The sequence below is a fragment of the Streptomyces sp. NPDC046335 genome (assembly GCF_055587985.1).
Window position 1 is genome coordinate 275,234 of the sequence record NZ_JBVJFF010000008.1, and the last position, 16,114, is coordinate 291,347.

Consider the following 16,114-nt stretch of genomic DNA (forward strand, 5'->3'; position numbering starts at 1 on the left):
CCCTCCGGCACTCGTCGCTCCGCCGCGACATGCACCGGGCAAGTGGTACTCAGGCTTGCCGATCCCCGTGAAGGGATCACGCTTGACGTCCGCGATGAGCTTGTCGGCCTCTCGGCAGTCCATCCGCGACGTCCGCGCACACTTGGCCGAGGTCGTCGAACGCGCCGATCGCGACGACACCCGCACAGTCATCACGCGACGAGGCAAAGAAGTCGCCGCCGTCGTGTCGATCGAGGTGCTCCGCAAGTACCGGGAATGGGAAGAGCGCGAGATCAACCGCCTCATCGACGAGCGCATGACGTCCTCGGCCGGAATCCTGATCGAGGACGTCATGAAGGAGACGCTGGCGCGGAGTGAATGAGTACCGCACCGTCTTCCACCCGGAAGCCCGAGCCGAACTCCGCAAGGTTCCACGCGACACCGCGCTTCGCATCCAGACCAAGCTGACGGAACTGGAAACGGACCCGCTCGGCTTCAACACCATCGCGCTCGTTTCCCAGCCCGAGCGCCGCCGCCTCAGAGTCGGCGACTACCGCGTCATCTACACCGTCGACAACGGCGACCTGATCGTGTGGGTCGTCCGCGTCGGGCACCGCTCCACGATCCGGCGTCCGCCTCCCCCGGGATTCCTCATTGGCATGCGTTGAACCCCGACGGCCTTTACGAGTGTCCTGCTTCTGGGAGGACGACGGGATCCAGTTCCGCTGGCCGACCACGGCAGGCGGGGCGAACAAGGTCTCCCTGATCGAGGCCCAACGCAACTACCAGGACTTCGGTGCCTGCGACCAGCACGGCCGGCGGTACGTCCGCCCTCGGACTGGGAAGCCGAGGCCCGCGCCCCGTGGCCCGATGACCGCTCGATGCTCTGCTGGTGGCTCCCCGCTTTCTGGCGCGGGACCACCCGTGACCGCCCACGCGCACTCGCCTGCGTGACGCCGAGACGAAGCTCTCCGAGACCCAAGAGCCCGGAGGGGTTCGAGGCCACATTCACTGAGGTCAAGGCGGAGAACGCCGAGCCGCAGCGCTGCCTCGTGGTCGCGTCCGTGGCCCGGAGGTATGACCTCTCCGAGGAACTGGAAGCCGCCGCGAGGCCCTTCAGGCACTCGTCACCCCGGCCGCCCCCGCCCGCCCTGGGCGGAGGGCTCACACCGTCCGACGAGACTCGTCATCCCCAAGCTCCAACTCGACGGCACGGCGGACTACCGACCGCGACCGGCGAACTGGCCCGCACCGCCGCCGTCTCCGACGCGAAGGTGTGGCCCCCCCGTCGGCATTGAAGCCGAGCCCGACCCGGCCAAACGCCTGAGCAGATGTACGGCGAAGGGCTCGGACCAGGTGGATTCGCTGTCCTCTCCTAGCCCTCCGCCTTTGTCGCCGCCAGCCCACGATTCTCGCGCAGGGAAGCGACGCGGCCCCTCAGCCATGACACCAGGTTGTCCACGCCCTGGCCCACCAGGGCTCGCACGTACTCGTCTCGCTCCCCGACGAGACTGACCCCGTACCACTGGTCGCAGATGAGCTGCCTCACGTGTCGCTCGGGGAGCTCCAGCACTGTGGCGATGCCGGCGATGTACTTCGGCTCAGGCGGAGGGGGCATCTCGCCGATGGCCACCTTGTTCCACCATGCCGAGGACAAGGTTCCCTCCTTGCCCCCTGTCTCCCGAGTCTTCGCCTCCATCTGGCCGTAGGTCATTCCTTCACCGATACGCCGGAGTACTTCCCTGCTGAACACGTTGTCGGTCATGACCGTCATCGTGTACGGAGACAGGCGTCCTGTGTGGCGAGCTGGAGGGTTCTGTGATCACAGCTCAAGGATTCTGCTATGCGTCCCTCGGCGAGCTGAAGGGCCGTCTCGACTGGGATCCGGCCGCGGACGGACTGCGCATCGCAGCGGGGGCGCTGGACGTTGCTTCGGATCTTACGGCTACCTGCAGCCGCGACCGGCCCGACGCTACGGCGACCCACCTGATAAGGACGCTCGTTCGGAAGTCGGCGTCCCGGTACCCGCGTACCCCAACGGCAACAGCAGAGCCGAGCCGGTGACGAAGCGCTCGCCTGGTCGGATGCACACGGACGGGACGCGAAGAGTGTGTACTTCACGCGCCAGGAGACCTGGCTCCTGGCGGAGCTCGTCGGCCCGTTCCGGCCGTCGTCGACCTCGTGGCCCGGACCTCGCTGAGTCGCTACGGTTGAGCCATGACCGCACTGCCCGACTGGATGCGCCCGCCCCGCGCGGAAGGCTGGTTCGCGGAGGACCTGGACCGCCTCCCGGAAGCACCGCGCCACACCGAGCTGATCGACGGAGCCCTCGTATTCATGATGTCTCCGCAGCCGTGGTGGCACGGGCACCTCGTCACGATGCTCACCGTGGCTCTCATGGAGCAGGCGCCGGCCGACGTAAGGGTCGGACGGGAGATGACCATCAAACTCGATCAACGCAATCGGCCCGAGCCGGATCTGCTGGTGACGACGGCCGACTTCGACGGTGACCGCACCTGGTTCGCACCGGATGAAGTACGACTCGCCGTCGAGGCGGTCTCCCCCGAGTCCGCACACCGAGACCGCACGGTAAAGCTTCACAAATACGCAGAGGCCGGCATCCCGCACTACTGGCGCATCGAGGACGAGCACGGAGCACCCATCGTCCACGTCTACGAACTTGACGAGCCAACCGCCACCTATGTACCCGTTGGCATCTTCAGGGGCTCTCTCAACCGTCCGGTGCCCTTCGAGATCAACCTCGACCTGGAGAAGCTCGCTCCACCCCGCCGCGGCTGAGTCAGCACCACGTCAGTACGGAAATGCGGTAGGGGCCGGACTCACTCAAGTCCGGCCCAGAACGTCCGGCGCCGACCACTCGCCAGTGGAAACGCCCGGTCGGCGGTCATCGAACCAGTCACCAGCACCCGGCGTGCCGCCCGCCGACAGCTTCGCGGCTCGGCCGGGTGACCGCGTCATGCGATGGCGGCGGGTCCCCTCCACTGAGGTGGCCGGATCAGCCGGCCGACCCGCCGCCCGCCTTCGCGGCGACCGCCTTCAGCGCGGCCGCCAGCAATCCCGGTCGACGCTCGCGATCAATACCCCCGGCACCGTGACCTTTCGACGTACGTCGAATCGATTGGATGCCCACGGCCCTGGTGCCAGCCTGATCTCGGCAACTGCAGGACCCGTCCGTGCGATATCAGGAGACCTCATGATCTTCGTCAACATCACCACAACCGACCTCGAGCGCAGCAAGGCCTTCTACACGGCGCTCGGCTGTGACATCAATCCGATGTTCACCGACGAGAACGCCGCGTGCGTCGTCTGGGACGAGAACACGAACTTCATGGTGCTCACCCACGGGCACTTCTCGCAGTTCACCGACAAGCAGATCGCCGACCCGCACACGGTCGCCCAGGTGCTGCTGTCATTCTCGCGCGACTCGCGGGACCACGTCGATGGGACCGTCGACGCCGGTGTCACCGCGGGCGGCCGTGAGCCGCGCCCCGCGCAGGACCACGGGTTCATGTATGGGCGCTCCCTCGAGGACCCGGACGGCAACGTCCTCGAGTTCCTCTACATGGAGCCCCAGGCCACCGAGCAGGGTCCGGAGGCGTACGTCGCCGAGCACGGCGCGGGACCGGACCTCGTTCCCGGGCGGTGATCCACCGCGCCGGCCCCGGATGCGCTCGTCCGCCGCGTCAGACGCGGTGGACGAGCGCATCACCGAGCGGCGTGCGCGCGTGCAGCACGCGCCGCCCGGCACGCCGGGACGCGATGAGCCCGGCGGCGCGCAGGGCGTCGAGGTGGTGGGATGCGGTGGAAGCCGCGATCCCGGCCTCTCCTGCGGTCTCCGTCGTCGACAGCGGCGCGCCGAGCGCGACGAGCACCGCGGCGCGGCTCTCCCCGAGCAGGCCCGCCAGCGCGTCCGTCGAATCGGCACGATGCCACACCTCGGACAGACCGAGCGCGGGGTAGAACAGCGTCGGCTGCGCAGGCGGCTCCGTGAGCACCGCGCAGTGGCGCCCGAAGAACGACGGCACGAGCACGAGGCCCCGCCCCTGGCAGTCGACGATCTCCTCGTGTCGTTCCATCCGCACGCGCACGGTGTCGAAGCCGGTGTCGGCGCTCCACTCGACACCTTCGCCGAGATCAGCCGCCATCCCGGCCAGACCGTCCGCGGTCATCCGTCGCACCCGAGAGCCGATGTCCGCATGAAGAATGCGTTCGATCTGCGCCCAGTACGGCGCGAGTGCGGCCTCCCAGAGTGCCTCGACGTGGCGCACGATCATGGCGCGGACCCTCGCGGGATCGGCCGCCATCCTCTCGAGCGCGGCCCGCGCGACGCCGGCGCTGCGGACCGCTCGCTTGCGCAGGTCGATCGAGATCGGCTCGAGCGGCGCCTGCCGCAGCCGCTCGATCTCATCCGCAGGCGTGAGATCCCACGACGCGGCCGACGTGAACAGATCGGGCGCGTACCCGGCTTCGCCCACGACGAGGCGCAGCAACTCGAGGGACTCCCGCGGGACATCGTCGCGAACGGCGCGCAGCCATCCCCACTGCAGCGGCTGCTCCTGCGGTCGACTGAGGGTCCGCACCGCGTGGACGATCTCATGCCCTGGCGACACGCCGAAGCGGACGGTAGAGATGTCCTCCGAAGCAAGGCGGAACTCGACATACTTCTGCGGCACGTCGAGCAGGCTACCGCCAACACGACTCAACCGATCGAGCGCGGCCCGGCTCCGCGCAGCGGCTCGCGGCTCGAAGCGCTGAACTTGCCCCTGTGAACAGCCGCTACGTATAGGTCCACCCGTAGCGTCCGACGCCCACCTGAAGAACACCACAACCAGCGAAAAACCCGCACCGGGAACGCCAACGGGGTCGGCCCGGAACCGGACCGACCCTTCTGACCCGCAAGTTCGCCAGCTCGACCGAGACCGAGCTATGGCGGCAACTAAACGTTGAACCGGAACTCCACCACATCCCCGTCCTGCATCACATACTCCTTGCCCTCCATGCGCGCCTTGCCCTTTGCGCGGGCCTCCGCCACCGAGCCCGTCTCCACCAGGTCGGCGAAGGAGATGACCTCCGCCTTGATGAAGCCCTTCTGGAAGTCCGTGTGGATGACGCCGGCCGCCTCGGGGGCCGTCGCGCCCTTCTTGATGGTCCAGGCGCGGGATTCCTTCGGGCCTGCCGTGAGGTAGGTCTGGAGGCCGAGGGTGCGGAAGCCGACGTGGGCGAGGGTGGCGAGGCCGGGCTCTTCCTGGCCGACGGACTGGAGGAGTTCGAGGGCCTCCTCGTCGTCGAGCTCGGCGAGGTCCGACTCCAGCTTGGCGTTGAGGAAGATCGCCTCGGCGGGGGCGACCAGGGCGCTCTGCGCGGCCTTGAAGTCGTCGTCCGTCAGCTCCTCCTCGTCGACGTTGAAGACGTAGAGGAAGGGCTTCGTGGTCAGGAGGTGCAGGTCATGCAGGAGCTCTTCGTTGCCCGAGCCCTGGACGATGCCCTGGGAGAACAGGGTGTCGCCCTTCTCCAGGATCTCCTTGGCCGCCTCGACCGCCGCCACCTTCGGGCCGATGTCCTTCTTGATGCGCGACTCCTTCTGGAGGCGCGGCAGGACCTTCTCGATGGTCTGGAGGTCGGCGAGGATCAGCTCGGTGTTGATCGTCTCGATGTCGTCCTTCGGCGAGACCTTGCCGTCCACGTGCACGACGTTCTCGTCCTTGAAGGCGCGGATGACCTGGCAGATCGCGTCCGACTCGCGGATGTTCGCGAGGAACTTGTTGCCCAGGCCCTCGCCCTCGCTCGCGCCGCGCACGATGCCGGCGATGTCGACGAAGTCGACCGTGGCGGGCAGGACGCGCTGGGAAGAGAAGATCTCGGCCAACTTCGTCAGGCGGGGGTCGGGGACACCTACCACGCCGACGTTCGGCTCGATCGTGGCGAACGGGTAGTTGGCCGCCAGCACGTCGTTCTTGGTCAGGGCGTTGAACAGGGTCGACTTGCCGACATTCGGCAGACCGACGATTCCGATCGTGAGCGACACGTTGCGACTTCCCGTACGTCAGGGCTGGGTGGGACGGTCCCCTCGTACACGAAGTTCGAGGCTCGAAGCTCGAAGCTCGAAGCTTGGGGCTTCAGGTTCACGGATCGCGGTTCACGGTTCGAGATTCGAGATCCGGGTTCGAGATTCGAGGTTCTACGTTCGTGTTACGAGGATGGGCCGATCCACCAGTCTACGGCTTGCCGCCACCGGCCCGACCGGTCACCCGGCCCCCCGCGACACGCCCGGCCGTCCGTCCTCCCCGCACCCGCCCGCCACCACGTCGAACGCATGGCCAAGGTCACGCCAAAGGCGTGTCTCACTGCTGAATCCGCGCGGAAGCCGACCTAGGTTGGACCAGTGGAGCAACACAGGACGCGTCCCCCTCAGACCGAACCGAAGGCGCCCGCCGCGGCCAGGCCCCGTCGGACCGCCCCGCTGCCCTCGCAGGGCCGGGCGGTCGAGCCAGGCACGGTGTACCGGGCCGCGCAGCGCCCGCGCCGGCCCGCCCCTCCGCTGGTACGGGCCCTGCGCCGCTCACCGCTCGTCCGCTCCCTGCGGCGGATGCCGAACCCGCGCCTGACCGGGCTCGGCAGCGGCCTGTTCTGCACCGGGGTGCTGTTCCTGCTCGCCTGCCTGCTGGGGCTGCTCTTCGACGGCTCACTCGTCGCGTACGGGGTGCTGTTCCTGCCCGTCGCCACGCTCACCGCGCTGTGGGTGCGCCCCGCGGACCTGGTCACCGCGCCCATCGGGGTGCCGATCGCCTTCGCCACCGGAATCCTGCCGATCTCCGGGGGCACCGGGTTCGGCGGGCGCCTCATGGGCCTCGTGACCTCGCTCGCGCTGCACGCGGGCTGGCTGTACGGGGGCACGCTCATCGCCGGGCTCATCGTGTGCGTACGCAAGATCCGGCTGATGGCCGAGCGGCGCCGGCCACCGAAGCCGCCGACCGCCCGGCAGCCGGCGGGCGCGAAACGCGTACCCGCCACCTGACGCGACCCGACCGGCCCGAACCGACCGGGAGCTACGCCTCGCTCGCCGCCATCGCCGCTCCCACGATGCCGGCGTTGTTCTGGAGCTGCGCCGGGACGATCTCCGCGGAGATGCCCTCGATCAGCGGCAGGAACTTGTGCGCCTTGCGGCTCACGCCGCCGCCGATGATGAACAGCTCCGGCGAGAACAGCATCTCCACGTGCGCGAGGTACTTCTGCACCCGGTGGGCCCAGTGCTCCCAGCTCAGGTCCTCGTCCTCGCGGGCCTTGGAGGAGGCGCGCTTCTCCGCGTCGTGGCCGTTCAGTTCGAGGTGGCCCAGCTCGGTGTTGGGCACCAGGCGCCCGCCGGTGAACAGGGCGCTGCCGATGCCCGTGCCGAGGGTGAGCAGCAGGACCGTGCCCTTGCGGTCCTTGCCCGCGCCGAGGTGCATCTCGGCCACGCCCGCCGCGTCCGCGTCGTTGAGTACGGTCACGGGGGCGCCGCCGAGCCGGTCCGAGACCAGCTTCCGGATGTCCGTGCCGATCCAGCTCTTGTCGACGTTGGCCGCCGTGCGCGCCGTGCCGCCGGTGATCACGCCGGGGAAGGTGGCGCCGACGGGCCCCTTCCAGCCGAAGTGCTCCACGACCTCGCACACGCCCGCGACCACCGCTTCGGGCGTCGCCGGATGGGGGGTCAGGACCTTGTGCCGCTCCTGGGCCAGTTCTCCGCGGTCAACGTCCACGGGAGCGCCCTTGATCCCTGAGCCGCCGATGTCCACACCGAAGATCTCCATGGCCCCACCGTACGACCAGGATCAGCGTCGGCGCAGCATGGCCGCCGACCGCCGGTCAGGGCTGAGCCGACCTCGCCCCGGCCGGCCACCCGGTCACCGCTGCGACAGCTTCGCCGCCTCGGCCCGCAGGTCCTTGCGGAGCTCCTTGGGCAGCGAGAAGGTGATCGACTCCTCGGCGGTCTTCACCGTCTCGACGTCGCCGTAGCCACGCTCGGCGAGCCACTCGATGACGCCGTCCACCAGTACGTCGGGGACGGAGGCGCCGGAGGTCAGGCCGACCGTGGTCACGCCTTCGAGCCACGCCTCGTCGATCTCTTCGGCGCTGTCGACCAGGTGCGACGCGGGGGCGCCCGCGTCGAGGGCTACCTCGACCATGCGGATGGAGTTGGAGGAGTTCTTGGAGCCGACGACGATGACCAGCTCGGCGTCCTCGGCGAGCTTCTTCACCGCGATCTGGCGGTTCTGCGTGGCGTAGCAGATGTCGTCGCTGGGCGGCGAGAGCAGGTTCGGGAACTTGCCCTTGAGGGCGTCGACCGTCTCCATCGTCTCGTCGACGGAGAGCGTGGTCTGGGAGAGCCAGACGACCTTGTCCGGGTCGCGGACCTCGACGTTCGCGACGTCGTCGGGGCCGTCGACGAGCGTGATGTGCTCGGGCGCCTCACCGGACGTGCCGATGACCTCCTCGTGACCCTCGTGGCCGATCAGGAGGATGTCGAAGTCGTCGTTGGCGAACCGGACGGCCTCCTTGTGCACCTTGGTGACCAGCGGGCACGTCGCGTCGATCGTCGCCAGCTTGCGCTCGGCGGCCTCCGCGTGGACGGTCGGGGCCACGCCGTGCGCGGAGAACATCACGATGGAGCCCTCGGGGACCTCCGCCGTCTCCTCGACGAAGATGGCGCCCTTCTTCTCCAGGGTCTGCACCACGTATTTGTTGTGCACGATCTCGTGGCGGACGTAGATCGGGGCCCCGTACTGCTCCAGGGCCTTCTCGACGGCGATCACGGCACGGTCCACGCCCGCGCAGTAGCCACGGGGAGCGGCGAGCAGGACACGGCGGGAGCCAGGCGTTGCAGTCATGCCACCCATCGTAAGGCCGCGTCCAGCGCGTCAAAGATCGCCCCGTTGGGGAGACTGAAGGCCTGCGCCGATCCCACGCGCTGATCCACGGAGGCACGGAGGCACGATGTCCGGTGAGACCGCCAGCGAGGGCGCCCACGCGGCGGGCGTCGAGTCCGCCGACGATCCGAGGCTGCGGCGCAGTCTGGGCTTCCGTGACCTCGTCGTCTACGGTCTGCTCTTCATCGCCCCCATGGCGCCCGTCGGCGTCTTCGGGACGCTCGACGCGAAGTCGCACGGAGCCGTCGCCCTCGTCTACCTGATCGCCACGGTCGCCATGGCGTTCACCGCGTTCAGCTACGCCCAGATGGTGCGGGTCGTCCCCCAGGCGGGGTCCGTCTTCGCCTACGCGCGCGCGGGGCTCGGAAAAGGCTTCGGGTTCATCGCCGGGTGGATGGCGATGCTCGACTACCTGCTCATCCCGGCGGTCGCCTACCTCTTCTCCGGCATCGCCATGAACTCGCTCGTGCCGTCGGTGTCGCGGTGGGTGTGGACGGCCCTGGCGGTGCTCATCACGACCTTGCTGAACCTGTGGGGGGTACGGACGGCCGCGCGGGTCGGGTTCGCCGTGCTCGCCATGGAGATCGTCGTTCTCCTGGTCTTCGTCGTCGCCGCCGTGGTCGTCCTCGCCAGGGACGGCGCCCAGCGGGACTGGCTCTCACCGCTGACCGGTGACGGCTCGCAGGGTGCGTTCGCGCTGTCCGCCGTGGTGGGGGCGGTGTCCATCGCCGTCCTCTCCTACCTGGGCTTCGACGCCATCGCCTCCTTCGCGGAGGAGGTGACGGGCGGCTCGGCGAAGGTCGCGCGGGCCGTGCTGTTCTGCCTGGCGCTCGCCGGTGTGCTCTTCATCGCCCAGACGTACCTGGTGGCCCTCCTGGAGCCGCTGTCCTCCGCCGAGCTCGCCGCGGAGCCGGTCAAGCAGGGCACGGCCTTCTACGATGCGGTCGACTCGGCGGCCGGGTCGTGGCTGCACGATCTCGTGGCCGTCAGCAAGGCCATCGGCGCCGCGTTCGCCGCGCTCGCCGGGCAGGCCGCGGCGGGGCGGCTGCTGTTCGCCATGGCCAGGGGCCGGCGGCTGCCGAAGGTGCTCGCCCGGACCGACTCCGGTACGCCTCGGGTGGCGCTGCTCTTCGCCGCTGTCGTGACGCTGGTGGCCGCGGTGTGGGCGGCTCGGCGGGACGACGGGATGGATCACCTGGTGTCGGTGGTCGACATCGGGGCGCTCACCGCGTTCCTGCTGCTGCACGCGAGCGTGGTGGGGTGGTTCGCGGTGCGGCACGGGGGGCTCTTCAGCTGGTGGCGGCATGGGGTGGTTCCCGTGCTGGGGGCCGTGATCACCGTGGCGGTCATCTGGGAGGCTGCGGGCTCCGCGCAGGTCGTCGGGGCGGTGTGGCTGGGGATCGGGCTCGTCGTTCTTCTCGTGCAGCGGGGGCGGCGGGTCGTCTAGGCCGCCGCTTCGCGGCGGATTCCTCGCCACCCACCCGCCCATTTGCCCCACGGTGATGTCAGACCCGGCGGCTACGCTCACCGCATGGCTCTCAACACGTCCGCCGACGCGCCACTGCCCGTCGGGCAGGTGTCGCGGCTGATCGGCGGCTGGATCGATCGGCTCGGTGCCGTGTGGGTCGAGGGGCAGATCACCCAGCTGTCCCGGAGGCCCGGCGCCGGTGTCGTCTTCATGACGCTCCGCGACCCCTCGCACGACATCTCGGTCAGCGTCACCTGCTACCGCCAGGTCTTCGACGCCGTGGCCGACGTCGTCTCCGAGGGCGCCCGCGTCGTCGTCCACGCGAAGCCCGAGTGGTATGCCCCGCGGGGTCAGCTCTCCCTGCGGGCCGCCGAGATAAAGCCGGTCGGCGTCGGTGAGCTGCTCGCCCGCATCGAGCAGCTCAAGAAACGCCTCTCCGGAGAGGGTCTTTTCGCCCCGGAGCGGAAGAAGCCGCTGCCGTTCCTGCCGCAGCTCATCGGCCTGGTCACGGGCCGCGCATCGGCCGCCGAGCGGGACGTCCTGGAGAACGCGCGGCACCGCTGGCCCGCCGTCCGCTTCGAGGTGCGCAACGTCCCGGTGCAGGGCGTGCACGCGGTGCCGCAGGTCGTACAGGCCGTGAAGGACCTCGACGCCCTCGACGAGGTCGACGTGATCGTCGTGGCGCGGGGCGGCGGCAGCGTGGAGGACCTGCTGCCGTTCTCCGACGAGCAGCTCATCCGCGCGGTGGCCTCGTGCCGCACGCCGGTGGTCTCCGCGATCGGCCACGAGCCGGACAGTCCTCTCCTCGACCTCGTGGCGGACCTGCGCGCCTCCACGCCCACCGACGCGGCCAAGAAGGTCGTGCCGGACGTCGGGGAGGAGTACGAGCGGGTGCGATGGCTGCGGGACCGCGCCCGGCGCTGCATGGACGCCTTCCTGGACCGGGAGGACCGGGGTCTCGCCCACGCGCTGGGCCGGCCCTCGATGGAGCATCCGCACCGCATGGTCGAGGAGCGCGAGGAGCAGGTCTCCGCCCTCGTCGACCGCAGCCGCCGCACGCTCGGGCACCTCCTCGACCGGGCGGGTTCGGAGCTGACACACACCCACGCGCGCGTGGTGGCCCTCTCCCCCGCGGCGACGCTCCAGCGGGGGTACGCGGTGCTCCAGAAACCGGACGGCACGGTCATCAGGGCCCCGGCCGACGTGACCGCCGACGAGGAGCTGCGGGCCCGGGTCGCCGAGGGCGAGTTCACCGTACGGACCATGGGGCAAGCCGACGAAGCCGCGGCCGACGCGGACAATGCCGAGATTTAGGGTGGGCGCATGACCAGCACAACGGACGGGACCGCGGGCTCCGCGGGCTCCGCGGACGCGCTCGGGTACGAGCAGGCCCGGGACGAGCTCATCGAGGTCGTACGCCGCCTCGAAACGGGCGGTACGACCCTGGAGGAGTCGCTCGCCCTGTGGGAGCGCGGCGAGGAGCTGGCCAAGATCTGCCGCCGCTGGCTCGACGGCGCCCGTGCCCGCCTTGACGCGGCCCTCGCGGGACCGGACGCCGACGACGGCGACGGCGCGGACGCCGAAGCCGACGACGAGGGCTGACCGTAACCGCCGGAGGCCAGGCCGGCCGCCGGAACAGACCGGCCAGACAGTCGACCCAGACAGTCACTATCAAGACAGAACCCTGTGAAGCGGATCACGAGGACCCAGTTTTGGTTGAATCTTAAACGTCACTTGTCGTACGGTCGGTCGTGCCAGCTGATCCACAGCACATCGCACGTACCGAGAAGGTTGATCCATGTCTCTCGCACTTGACCCCGCCGCCCAGGACCTGCTCTTCCGCGAGGCCCGCACCGCGAACACCTTCACCGACGAGCCGGTCACCGACGAGCAGGTCCAGGCGATCTACGACCTGGTCAAGTACGGCCCGACCGCCTTCAACCAGTCGCCGCTGCGCGTCACCCTGGTCCGCTCCCCCGAGGCCCGCGAGCGCCTGGTGCAGCACATGGCCGAGGGCAACCGCCCGAAGACCTCGGCGGCGCCGCTGGTCGCGATCCTCTCCGCCGACAACGAGTTCCACGAGGAGCTCCCGGCGCTGTTCCCGCACTTCCCGCAGGCCAAGGACGCCTTCTTCTCCGAGCGCCCCGCCCGTGAGCAGGCCGCCCTGCTGAACGCCACGCTCCAGGCCGCGTACTTCATCGTCGGCGTGCGCGCCGCCGGTCTCGCCGCGGGCCCGATGACCGGTTACGACCCGGCCGGCCTCCAGAAGGAGTTCCTGGACGGCGACCACACCCCGCTGATGGTGGTCAACATCGGCAAGCCCGGCGAGGACGCCTGGTTCCCCCGCTCCCCGCGCCTCTCCTACGAGGACGTCGTCACCACGGTCTGAGCGACCCGCTCGCACCAGCCACGCGAAGGGCCCCCGGCGCACACCGCCGGGGGCCCTTCACGCGTACGCGGAAGCCGTACGCGGCAACCACGCACACCACGTCACGTCGTCTTCAGCGACTCCGCCATCTTCGCGAGCTGATCGAACGAGGCCGTGCCCGTGATCACCGTCGTCGCGTCCTTCTCCGTGTTCACCAGGGCGTCGTACGTCGGCCCCTGGTAGCGCTGCCAGGTGCGGCCGGCGATCTTCTCCGTGGCGGCGGTCTTCCGCGCCTCCTGGGTGACCTTCTCGATGTACTTGGCCGGCGCGGCGGTGGACTGCTTCAGCGCCACGTACTCGCCGTCCGGGTCGAGGAAGCCCAGGTGCCAGCTGTCGTGCTCGGCGCCGTTGAACCGCACGGACGTCGGCTTCCACTCCTTGGCCAGACCCTCGGGCGCGGCCACGGGATAGGCCGCGGCGCGCCGGGCCGTCAGGAGTTCCACCCGGTAGTCGACGCGCTTCACCGGGGTCTTGGACTCGTCGTGCGGGATGAAGATGTAGATCACGCCTGCCACCAGGGCGATCACCACCAACGACCACAGCATGTTCTTGACGGTCTGATTGCCTTGTCTGCCTGCCACGCCCCCATGCTCTCAGGCCGGGAAAGCGGGCCTTCCCCCGGTATCCGTACCGACGCCCCGGTCCGCTCATGCGTGGGGCCCACTGCTCATTTTGTCGGCCTGCGGATAGAGTCACGAGCACACCCTCATCCGGCCGCCCCTCCCGCCTCCCGCCACCGCCCTTCCGAGGACGCCCTACGGGCGCGCCATTTTGTATCAGCAGAAAGGTGCTCTCCGATGACCGAGCATCATCTCCCGTCCGAGCTCGAGGTCTCTCCCGAGGCTCCCGACCGCAACCTCGCCCTGGAGCTCGTCCGGGTCACCGAGGCCGCCGCCATGGCCGCGGGCCGCTGGGTCGGCCGCGGTGACAAGAACGGCGCGGACGGCGCCGCCGTCAGGGCCATGCGGACCCTCGTCTCCACCGTCTCGATGAACGGCGTCGTCGTCATCGGCGAGGGCGAGAAGGACGAAGCCCCGATGCTCTTCAACGGGGAGAACATCGGCGACGGCACAGGCGCCGAGGTCGACATCGCCGTCGACCCGATCGACGGCACGACCCTCTGCGCGAAGGGGATGCCGAACGCCATCGCCGTGCTCGCCGCCGCCGACCGCGGCGCGATGTTCGACCCGTCCGCGGTCTTCTACATGGACAAGCTGGTCACCGGCCCGGAGGCCGCGGACTACGTGGACATCAACGCCCCCGCGTCGGTCAACATCCGCCGGGTCGCCAAGGCCAAGAACTCCTCGCCCGAGGACGTCACCGTCATGATCCTCGACCGCCCCCGCCACGAGGGCATCGTCAAGGAGATCCGGGAGACCGGCGCGCGCATCAAGTTCATCTCCGACGGCGATGTCGCCGGGTCGGTCATGGCCGTGCGCGAGGGCACCGGCGTCGACCTCCTGATGGGCATCGGCGGCACCCCCGAGGGCATCATCTCGGCCTGCGCGATCAAGTGCCTGGGCGGTGTGATCCAGGGCAAGCTGTGGCCCAAGGACGACGCCGAGCGCCAGCGTGCCATCGACGCGGGCCACGACCTGGACCGCACGCTCTCGACGGACGACCTGGTCAAGGGCGACAACGTCTTCTTCGTCGCGACCGGCATCACCGACGGCGAACTGCTCCAGGGCGTCCGCTACCGCGCGGCCAACGCCTCGACGTCCTCGCTGGTCATGCGCTCCAAGTCGGGCACGATCCGCAAGATCGACTCCGACCACCGGCTGTCGAAGCTGCGCGCCTACAGCGCCGTCGACTTCGACCGCGCCAAGTAGCGGACGGAACATCCAGCAGTAGGCCGCGAGCGGTACGCGAGAACGACGCGGCCGTACGACGATGGGGGCGCCCCGTGCGGGGAGCGCCCCCATCGTTCGTTCGTACGGCCGGTCAGCCGGCGGCGGCTATCGAGTGCGCCGCCTGCTTGAGCTCCATGTCATGCCTGCGGCGCCGTGCGAGGACCACGCGGCGCTCGGCGGCGGTGAGGCCGCCCCACACGCCGTACGGCTCGGGCTGGAGCAGGGCGTGCTCGCGGCACTCGACCATGACGGGACAGCGGGCGCAGACGCGCTTGGCCGCCTCCTCCCGGGAGAGCCGCGCCGCGGTCGGCTCCTTGGACGGGGCGAAGAACAGTCCGGCCTCGTCACGCCGGCACACGGCTTCCGTATGCCATGGGGCGTCATCGGTGCGGTCCCGCACGGGGCCTCTTCCCCAGGCACTCGCATTCGCTCGTGCAGGGGAGGCCCCATCAGCCGGCACTGCGGCGACCTGCGAGGACTGATGCGACGGTTGCAGCACGGCCTACTCCTGACGACGGCTTCGCGAGCGAGAGACGATGCAGCAGCTCTACCCGCTGTGTACGCGCCTATGCACTGAGTTCCGATCGACGCGAACGCGCCCCTCCCGTGCACAACGGGTGTGGCGTCAGTGGCCCAAGTGCTTGCGCAGCTGTCGGTGCAGATCGCGCACGAGCCGGCCGCGCTTGGGGCGCGCCTCGACGCTCCCGAAGATCGCCGTGCCGTCCACGAAGACGACCGGGGCGTCCTGGTCGGGCGAGTCGAGGGTGTCCACCTCGAAGTTGCCGAGGACGCCCGTGCCGCTGCCGCGCAGCGAGACGTTCTCCGGGACGCGGATCTCGACCGAGCCGAAGACGGCGATCGCCTTGATGACCACCTGGCGCTGCTCGAAGATCGCCTCGCTCAGGTCGATCTCGACGCTGCCGAAGACGGCATAGGCATGGGTGCGGCGGGCGACGCGCCAGCGGCCCTTGCGGACGCTGCCGCTGAGCACCGCCACCAGGTTCTCGTCGGCGACCGGCGGGACGGCGCCCGGCGACGGCCTGGACGGGGCCGGGTCGGGGGCGCCCGCGGCCCGCGGCCCGCCGTGCGCCGCGGGCAGGTCGCCGACCAGCGGCTCCAGCTCGGCCATGGTCTTCGCGCGATAGACCCCGTCGATGCGCTCGGAGTGCTCCTCCGCGGTGAGGCGGCCCTCCGCCAGGGCCTCGCGAAGGATGTCGGCCGTGCGGTCCCGGTCGGCGTCGGAGGCACGGAGCGAGCCGGCGGGTCCGGCCGCGGCGGGGGCGGGCTGCGAGGGGCGCTTTTCGAGGTCCACGCCAGCAGCGTACCCACTCGCGATAGATCGCGACTAGCCCCTGTGGACAACCCGGCGCGTCGGACCGCCGGCCCTACTGAGCCTTACCTCACAGACCGGTCCTGTCCGGGGCGTTCTACGCTGGTGGGCGCGTCGCCAATGGAGGCCGCGCCG

Annotated in this window: 19 protein-coding genes; 11 read left to right on the forward strand and 8 right to left on the reverse strand. The window is 69.8% G+C overall.

Features of this window, described 5'->3' with window-relative positions; translation table 11 throughout:
* Positions 1 to 94 precede the first annotated feature (94 nt).
* The 3 genes from ACZ6JY_RS21415 to ACZ6JY_RS21425 are packed head-to-tail and all read left to right on the forward strand — an operon-like array spanning position 95 to position 933.
* Positions 95 to 361, forward strand: coding sequence for a type II toxin-antitoxin system Phd/YefM family antitoxin (locus tag ACZ6JY_RS21415; protein WP_469198026.1), 267 nt, complete (start codon positions 95 to 97; stop codon positions 359 to 361).
* On the forward strand, positions 354 to 647 hold the full coding sequence (locus tag ACZ6JY_RS21420) for a type II toxin-antitoxin system RelE family toxin (RefSeq protein ID WP_469197658.1): 294 nt from the start codon (positions 354 to 356) through the stop codon (positions 645 to 647). The genes ACZ6JY_RS21415 and ACZ6JY_RS21420 overlap by 8 nt, the downstream gene beginning before the upstream one ends.
* A 19-nt stretch (positions 648 to 666) precedes the next feature.
* Positions 667 to 933 (forward strand): CPCC family cysteine-rich protein, encoded by a 267-nt coding sequence (locus ACZ6JY_RS21425; protein ID WP_469197660.1) that lies wholly within the window; start codon positions 667 to 669, stop codon positions 931 to 933.
* Between the two features lie 421 nt (positions 934 to 1,354).
* On the opposite strand, the gene ACZ6JY_RS21430 is transcribed toward ACZ6JY_RS21425, so the two are convergent.
* Positions 1,355 to 1,744: a hypothetical protein gene (locus tag ACZ6JY_RS21430; RefSeq protein WP_469197662.1), complete on the reverse strand. Its 390-nt coding sequence runs from the start codon at positions 1,742 to 1,744 to the stop codon at positions 1,355 to 1,357.
* A gap of 452 nt (positions 1,745 to 2,196) precedes the next feature.
* Here ACZ6JY_RS21430 and ACZ6JY_RS21435 point away from each other — a divergent pair, with 452 nt between their 5' ends.
* Together ACZ6JY_RS21435 and ACZ6JY_RS21440 are read left to right on the forward strand one after the other, a co-directional pair.
* Entirely contained in the window at positions 2,197 to 2,778 is a 582-nt protein-coding gene (locus ACZ6JY_RS21435; RefSeq protein ID WP_469197664.1) for a Uma2 family endonuclease, read from the forward strand.
* 415 nt (positions 2,779 to 3,193) lie between these two features.
* A complete protein-coding gene (locus tag ACZ6JY_RS21440) occupies positions 3,194 to 3,646 on the forward strand; it encodes a VOC family protein (RefSeq protein ID WP_469197666.1) in 453 nt (150 codons plus the stop codon).
* A gap of 37 nt (positions 3,647 to 3,683) precedes the next feature.
* On the opposite strand, the gene ACZ6JY_RS21445 is transcribed toward ACZ6JY_RS21440, so the two are convergent.
* Positions 3,684 to 4,673: an ArsR/SmtB family transcription factor gene (locus ACZ6JY_RS21445; RefSeq protein WP_469197668.1), complete on the reverse strand. Its 990-nt coding sequence runs from the start codon at positions 4,671 to 4,673 to the stop codon at positions 3,684 to 3,686.
* A gap of 263 nt (positions 4,674 to 4,936) precedes the next feature.
* Positions 4,937 to 6,025, reverse strand: a complete 1,089-nt coding sequence (gene ychF, locus ACZ6JY_RS21450) for a redox-regulated ATPase YchF (RefSeq protein WP_469197670.1) — start codon at positions 6,023 to 6,025, stop codon at positions 4,937 to 4,939.
* Positions 6,026 to 6,382: 357 nt separating this feature from the next.
* Here ychF and ACZ6JY_RS21455 point away from each other — a divergent pair, with 357 nt between their 5' ends.
* Complete coding sequence (locus tag ACZ6JY_RS21455) at positions 6,383 to 7,015, forward strand: DUF6542 domain-containing protein (RefSeq protein ID WP_469197672.1); 633 nt, start codon at positions 6,383 to 6,385, stop codon at positions 7,013 to 7,015.
* A gap of 31 nt (positions 7,016 to 7,046) precedes the next feature.
* Here ACZ6JY_RS21455 and ppgK read toward each other — a convergent pair whose 3' ends face one another.
* Both ppgK and ACZ6JY_RS21465 read right to left on the reverse strand, forming a co-directional pair.
* On the reverse strand, positions 7,047 to 7,787 hold the full coding sequence (gene ppgK, locus ACZ6JY_RS21460) for a polyphosphate--glucose phosphotransferase (RefSeq protein WP_469197674.1): 741 nt from the start codon (positions 7,785 to 7,787) through the stop codon (positions 7,047 to 7,049).
* 93 nt (positions 7,788 to 7,880) lie between these two features.
* Positions 7,881 to 8,873, reverse strand: a complete 993-nt coding sequence (locus ACZ6JY_RS21465; RefSeq protein WP_469197676.1) for a 4-hydroxy-3-methylbut-2-enyl diphosphate reductase — start codon at positions 8,871 to 8,873, stop codon at positions 7,881 to 7,883.
* 97 nt (positions 8,874 to 8,970) lie between these two features.
* On the opposite strand from ACZ6JY_RS21465, the gene ACZ6JY_RS21470 reads away from it, so the two are divergent.
* The 4 genes from ACZ6JY_RS21470 (at position 8,971) to ACZ6JY_RS21485 (ending at position 12,760) form a co-directional block, all read left to right on the forward strand.
* Positions 8,971 to 10,350, forward strand: a complete 1,380-nt coding sequence (locus ACZ6JY_RS21470) for an APC family permease (RefSeq protein ID WP_469197678.1) — start codon at positions 8,971 to 8,973, stop codon at positions 10,348 to 10,350.
* 84 nt (positions 10,351 to 10,434) lie between these two features.
* A complete protein-coding gene (gene xseA / locus ACZ6JY_RS21475; protein WP_469197680.1) occupies positions 10,435 to 11,685 on the forward strand; it encodes an exodeoxyribonuclease VII large subunit in 1,251 nt (416 codons plus the stop codon).
* Between the two features lie 9 nt (positions 11,686 to 11,694).
* The gene (locus tag ACZ6JY_RS21480) at positions 11,695 to 11,973 is read left to right on the forward strand and encodes an exodeoxyribonuclease VII small subunit (protein ID WP_469197682.1); all 279 of its coding nucleotides are present in this window, start codon (positions 11,695 to 11,697) and stop codon (positions 11,971 to 11,973) included.
* A gap of 196 nt (positions 11,974 to 12,169) precedes the next feature.
* Entirely contained in the window at positions 12,170 to 12,760 is a 591-nt protein-coding gene (locus tag ACZ6JY_RS21485) for a malonic semialdehyde reductase (RefSeq protein ID WP_469197683.1), read from the forward strand.
* Positions 12,761 to 12,861: 101 nt separating this feature from the next.
* Here ACZ6JY_RS21485 and ACZ6JY_RS21490 read toward each other — a convergent pair whose 3' ends face one another.
* Positions 12,862 to 13,380, reverse strand: coding sequence for a DUF4245 domain-containing protein (locus ACZ6JY_RS21490; protein WP_469197685.1), 519 nt, complete (start codon positions 13,378 to 13,380; stop codon positions 12,862 to 12,864).
* A 216-nt stretch (positions 13,381 to 13,596) separates the two neighbouring features.
* Here ACZ6JY_RS21490 and glpX point away from each other — a divergent pair, with 216 nt between their 5' ends.
* Complete coding sequence (gene glpX / locus ACZ6JY_RS21495; RefSeq protein WP_469197687.1) at positions 13,597 to 14,628, forward strand: class II fructose-bisphosphatase; 1,032 nt, start codon at positions 13,597 to 13,599, stop codon at positions 14,626 to 14,628.
* Positions 14,629 to 14,740: 112 nt separating this feature from the next.
* Here the strand turns inward: glpX and ACZ6JY_RS21500 are convergent, their stop codons facing one another.
* Together ACZ6JY_RS21500 and ACZ6JY_RS21505 are read right to left on the reverse strand one after the other, a co-directional pair.
* Complete coding sequence (locus ACZ6JY_RS21500; protein ID WP_469197689.1) at positions 14,741 to 15,148, reverse strand: WhiB family transcriptional regulator; 408 nt, start codon at positions 15,146 to 15,148, stop codon at positions 14,741 to 14,743.
* 126 nt (positions 15,149 to 15,274) lie between these two features.
* Positions 15,275 to 15,961, reverse strand: a complete 687-nt coding sequence (locus tag ACZ6JY_RS21505; RefSeq protein WP_469197691.1) for a DUF1707 SHOCT-like domain-containing protein — start codon at positions 15,959 to 15,961, stop codon at positions 15,275 to 15,277.
* Between the last annotated feature and the right edge of the window lie 153 nt (positions 15,962 to 16,114).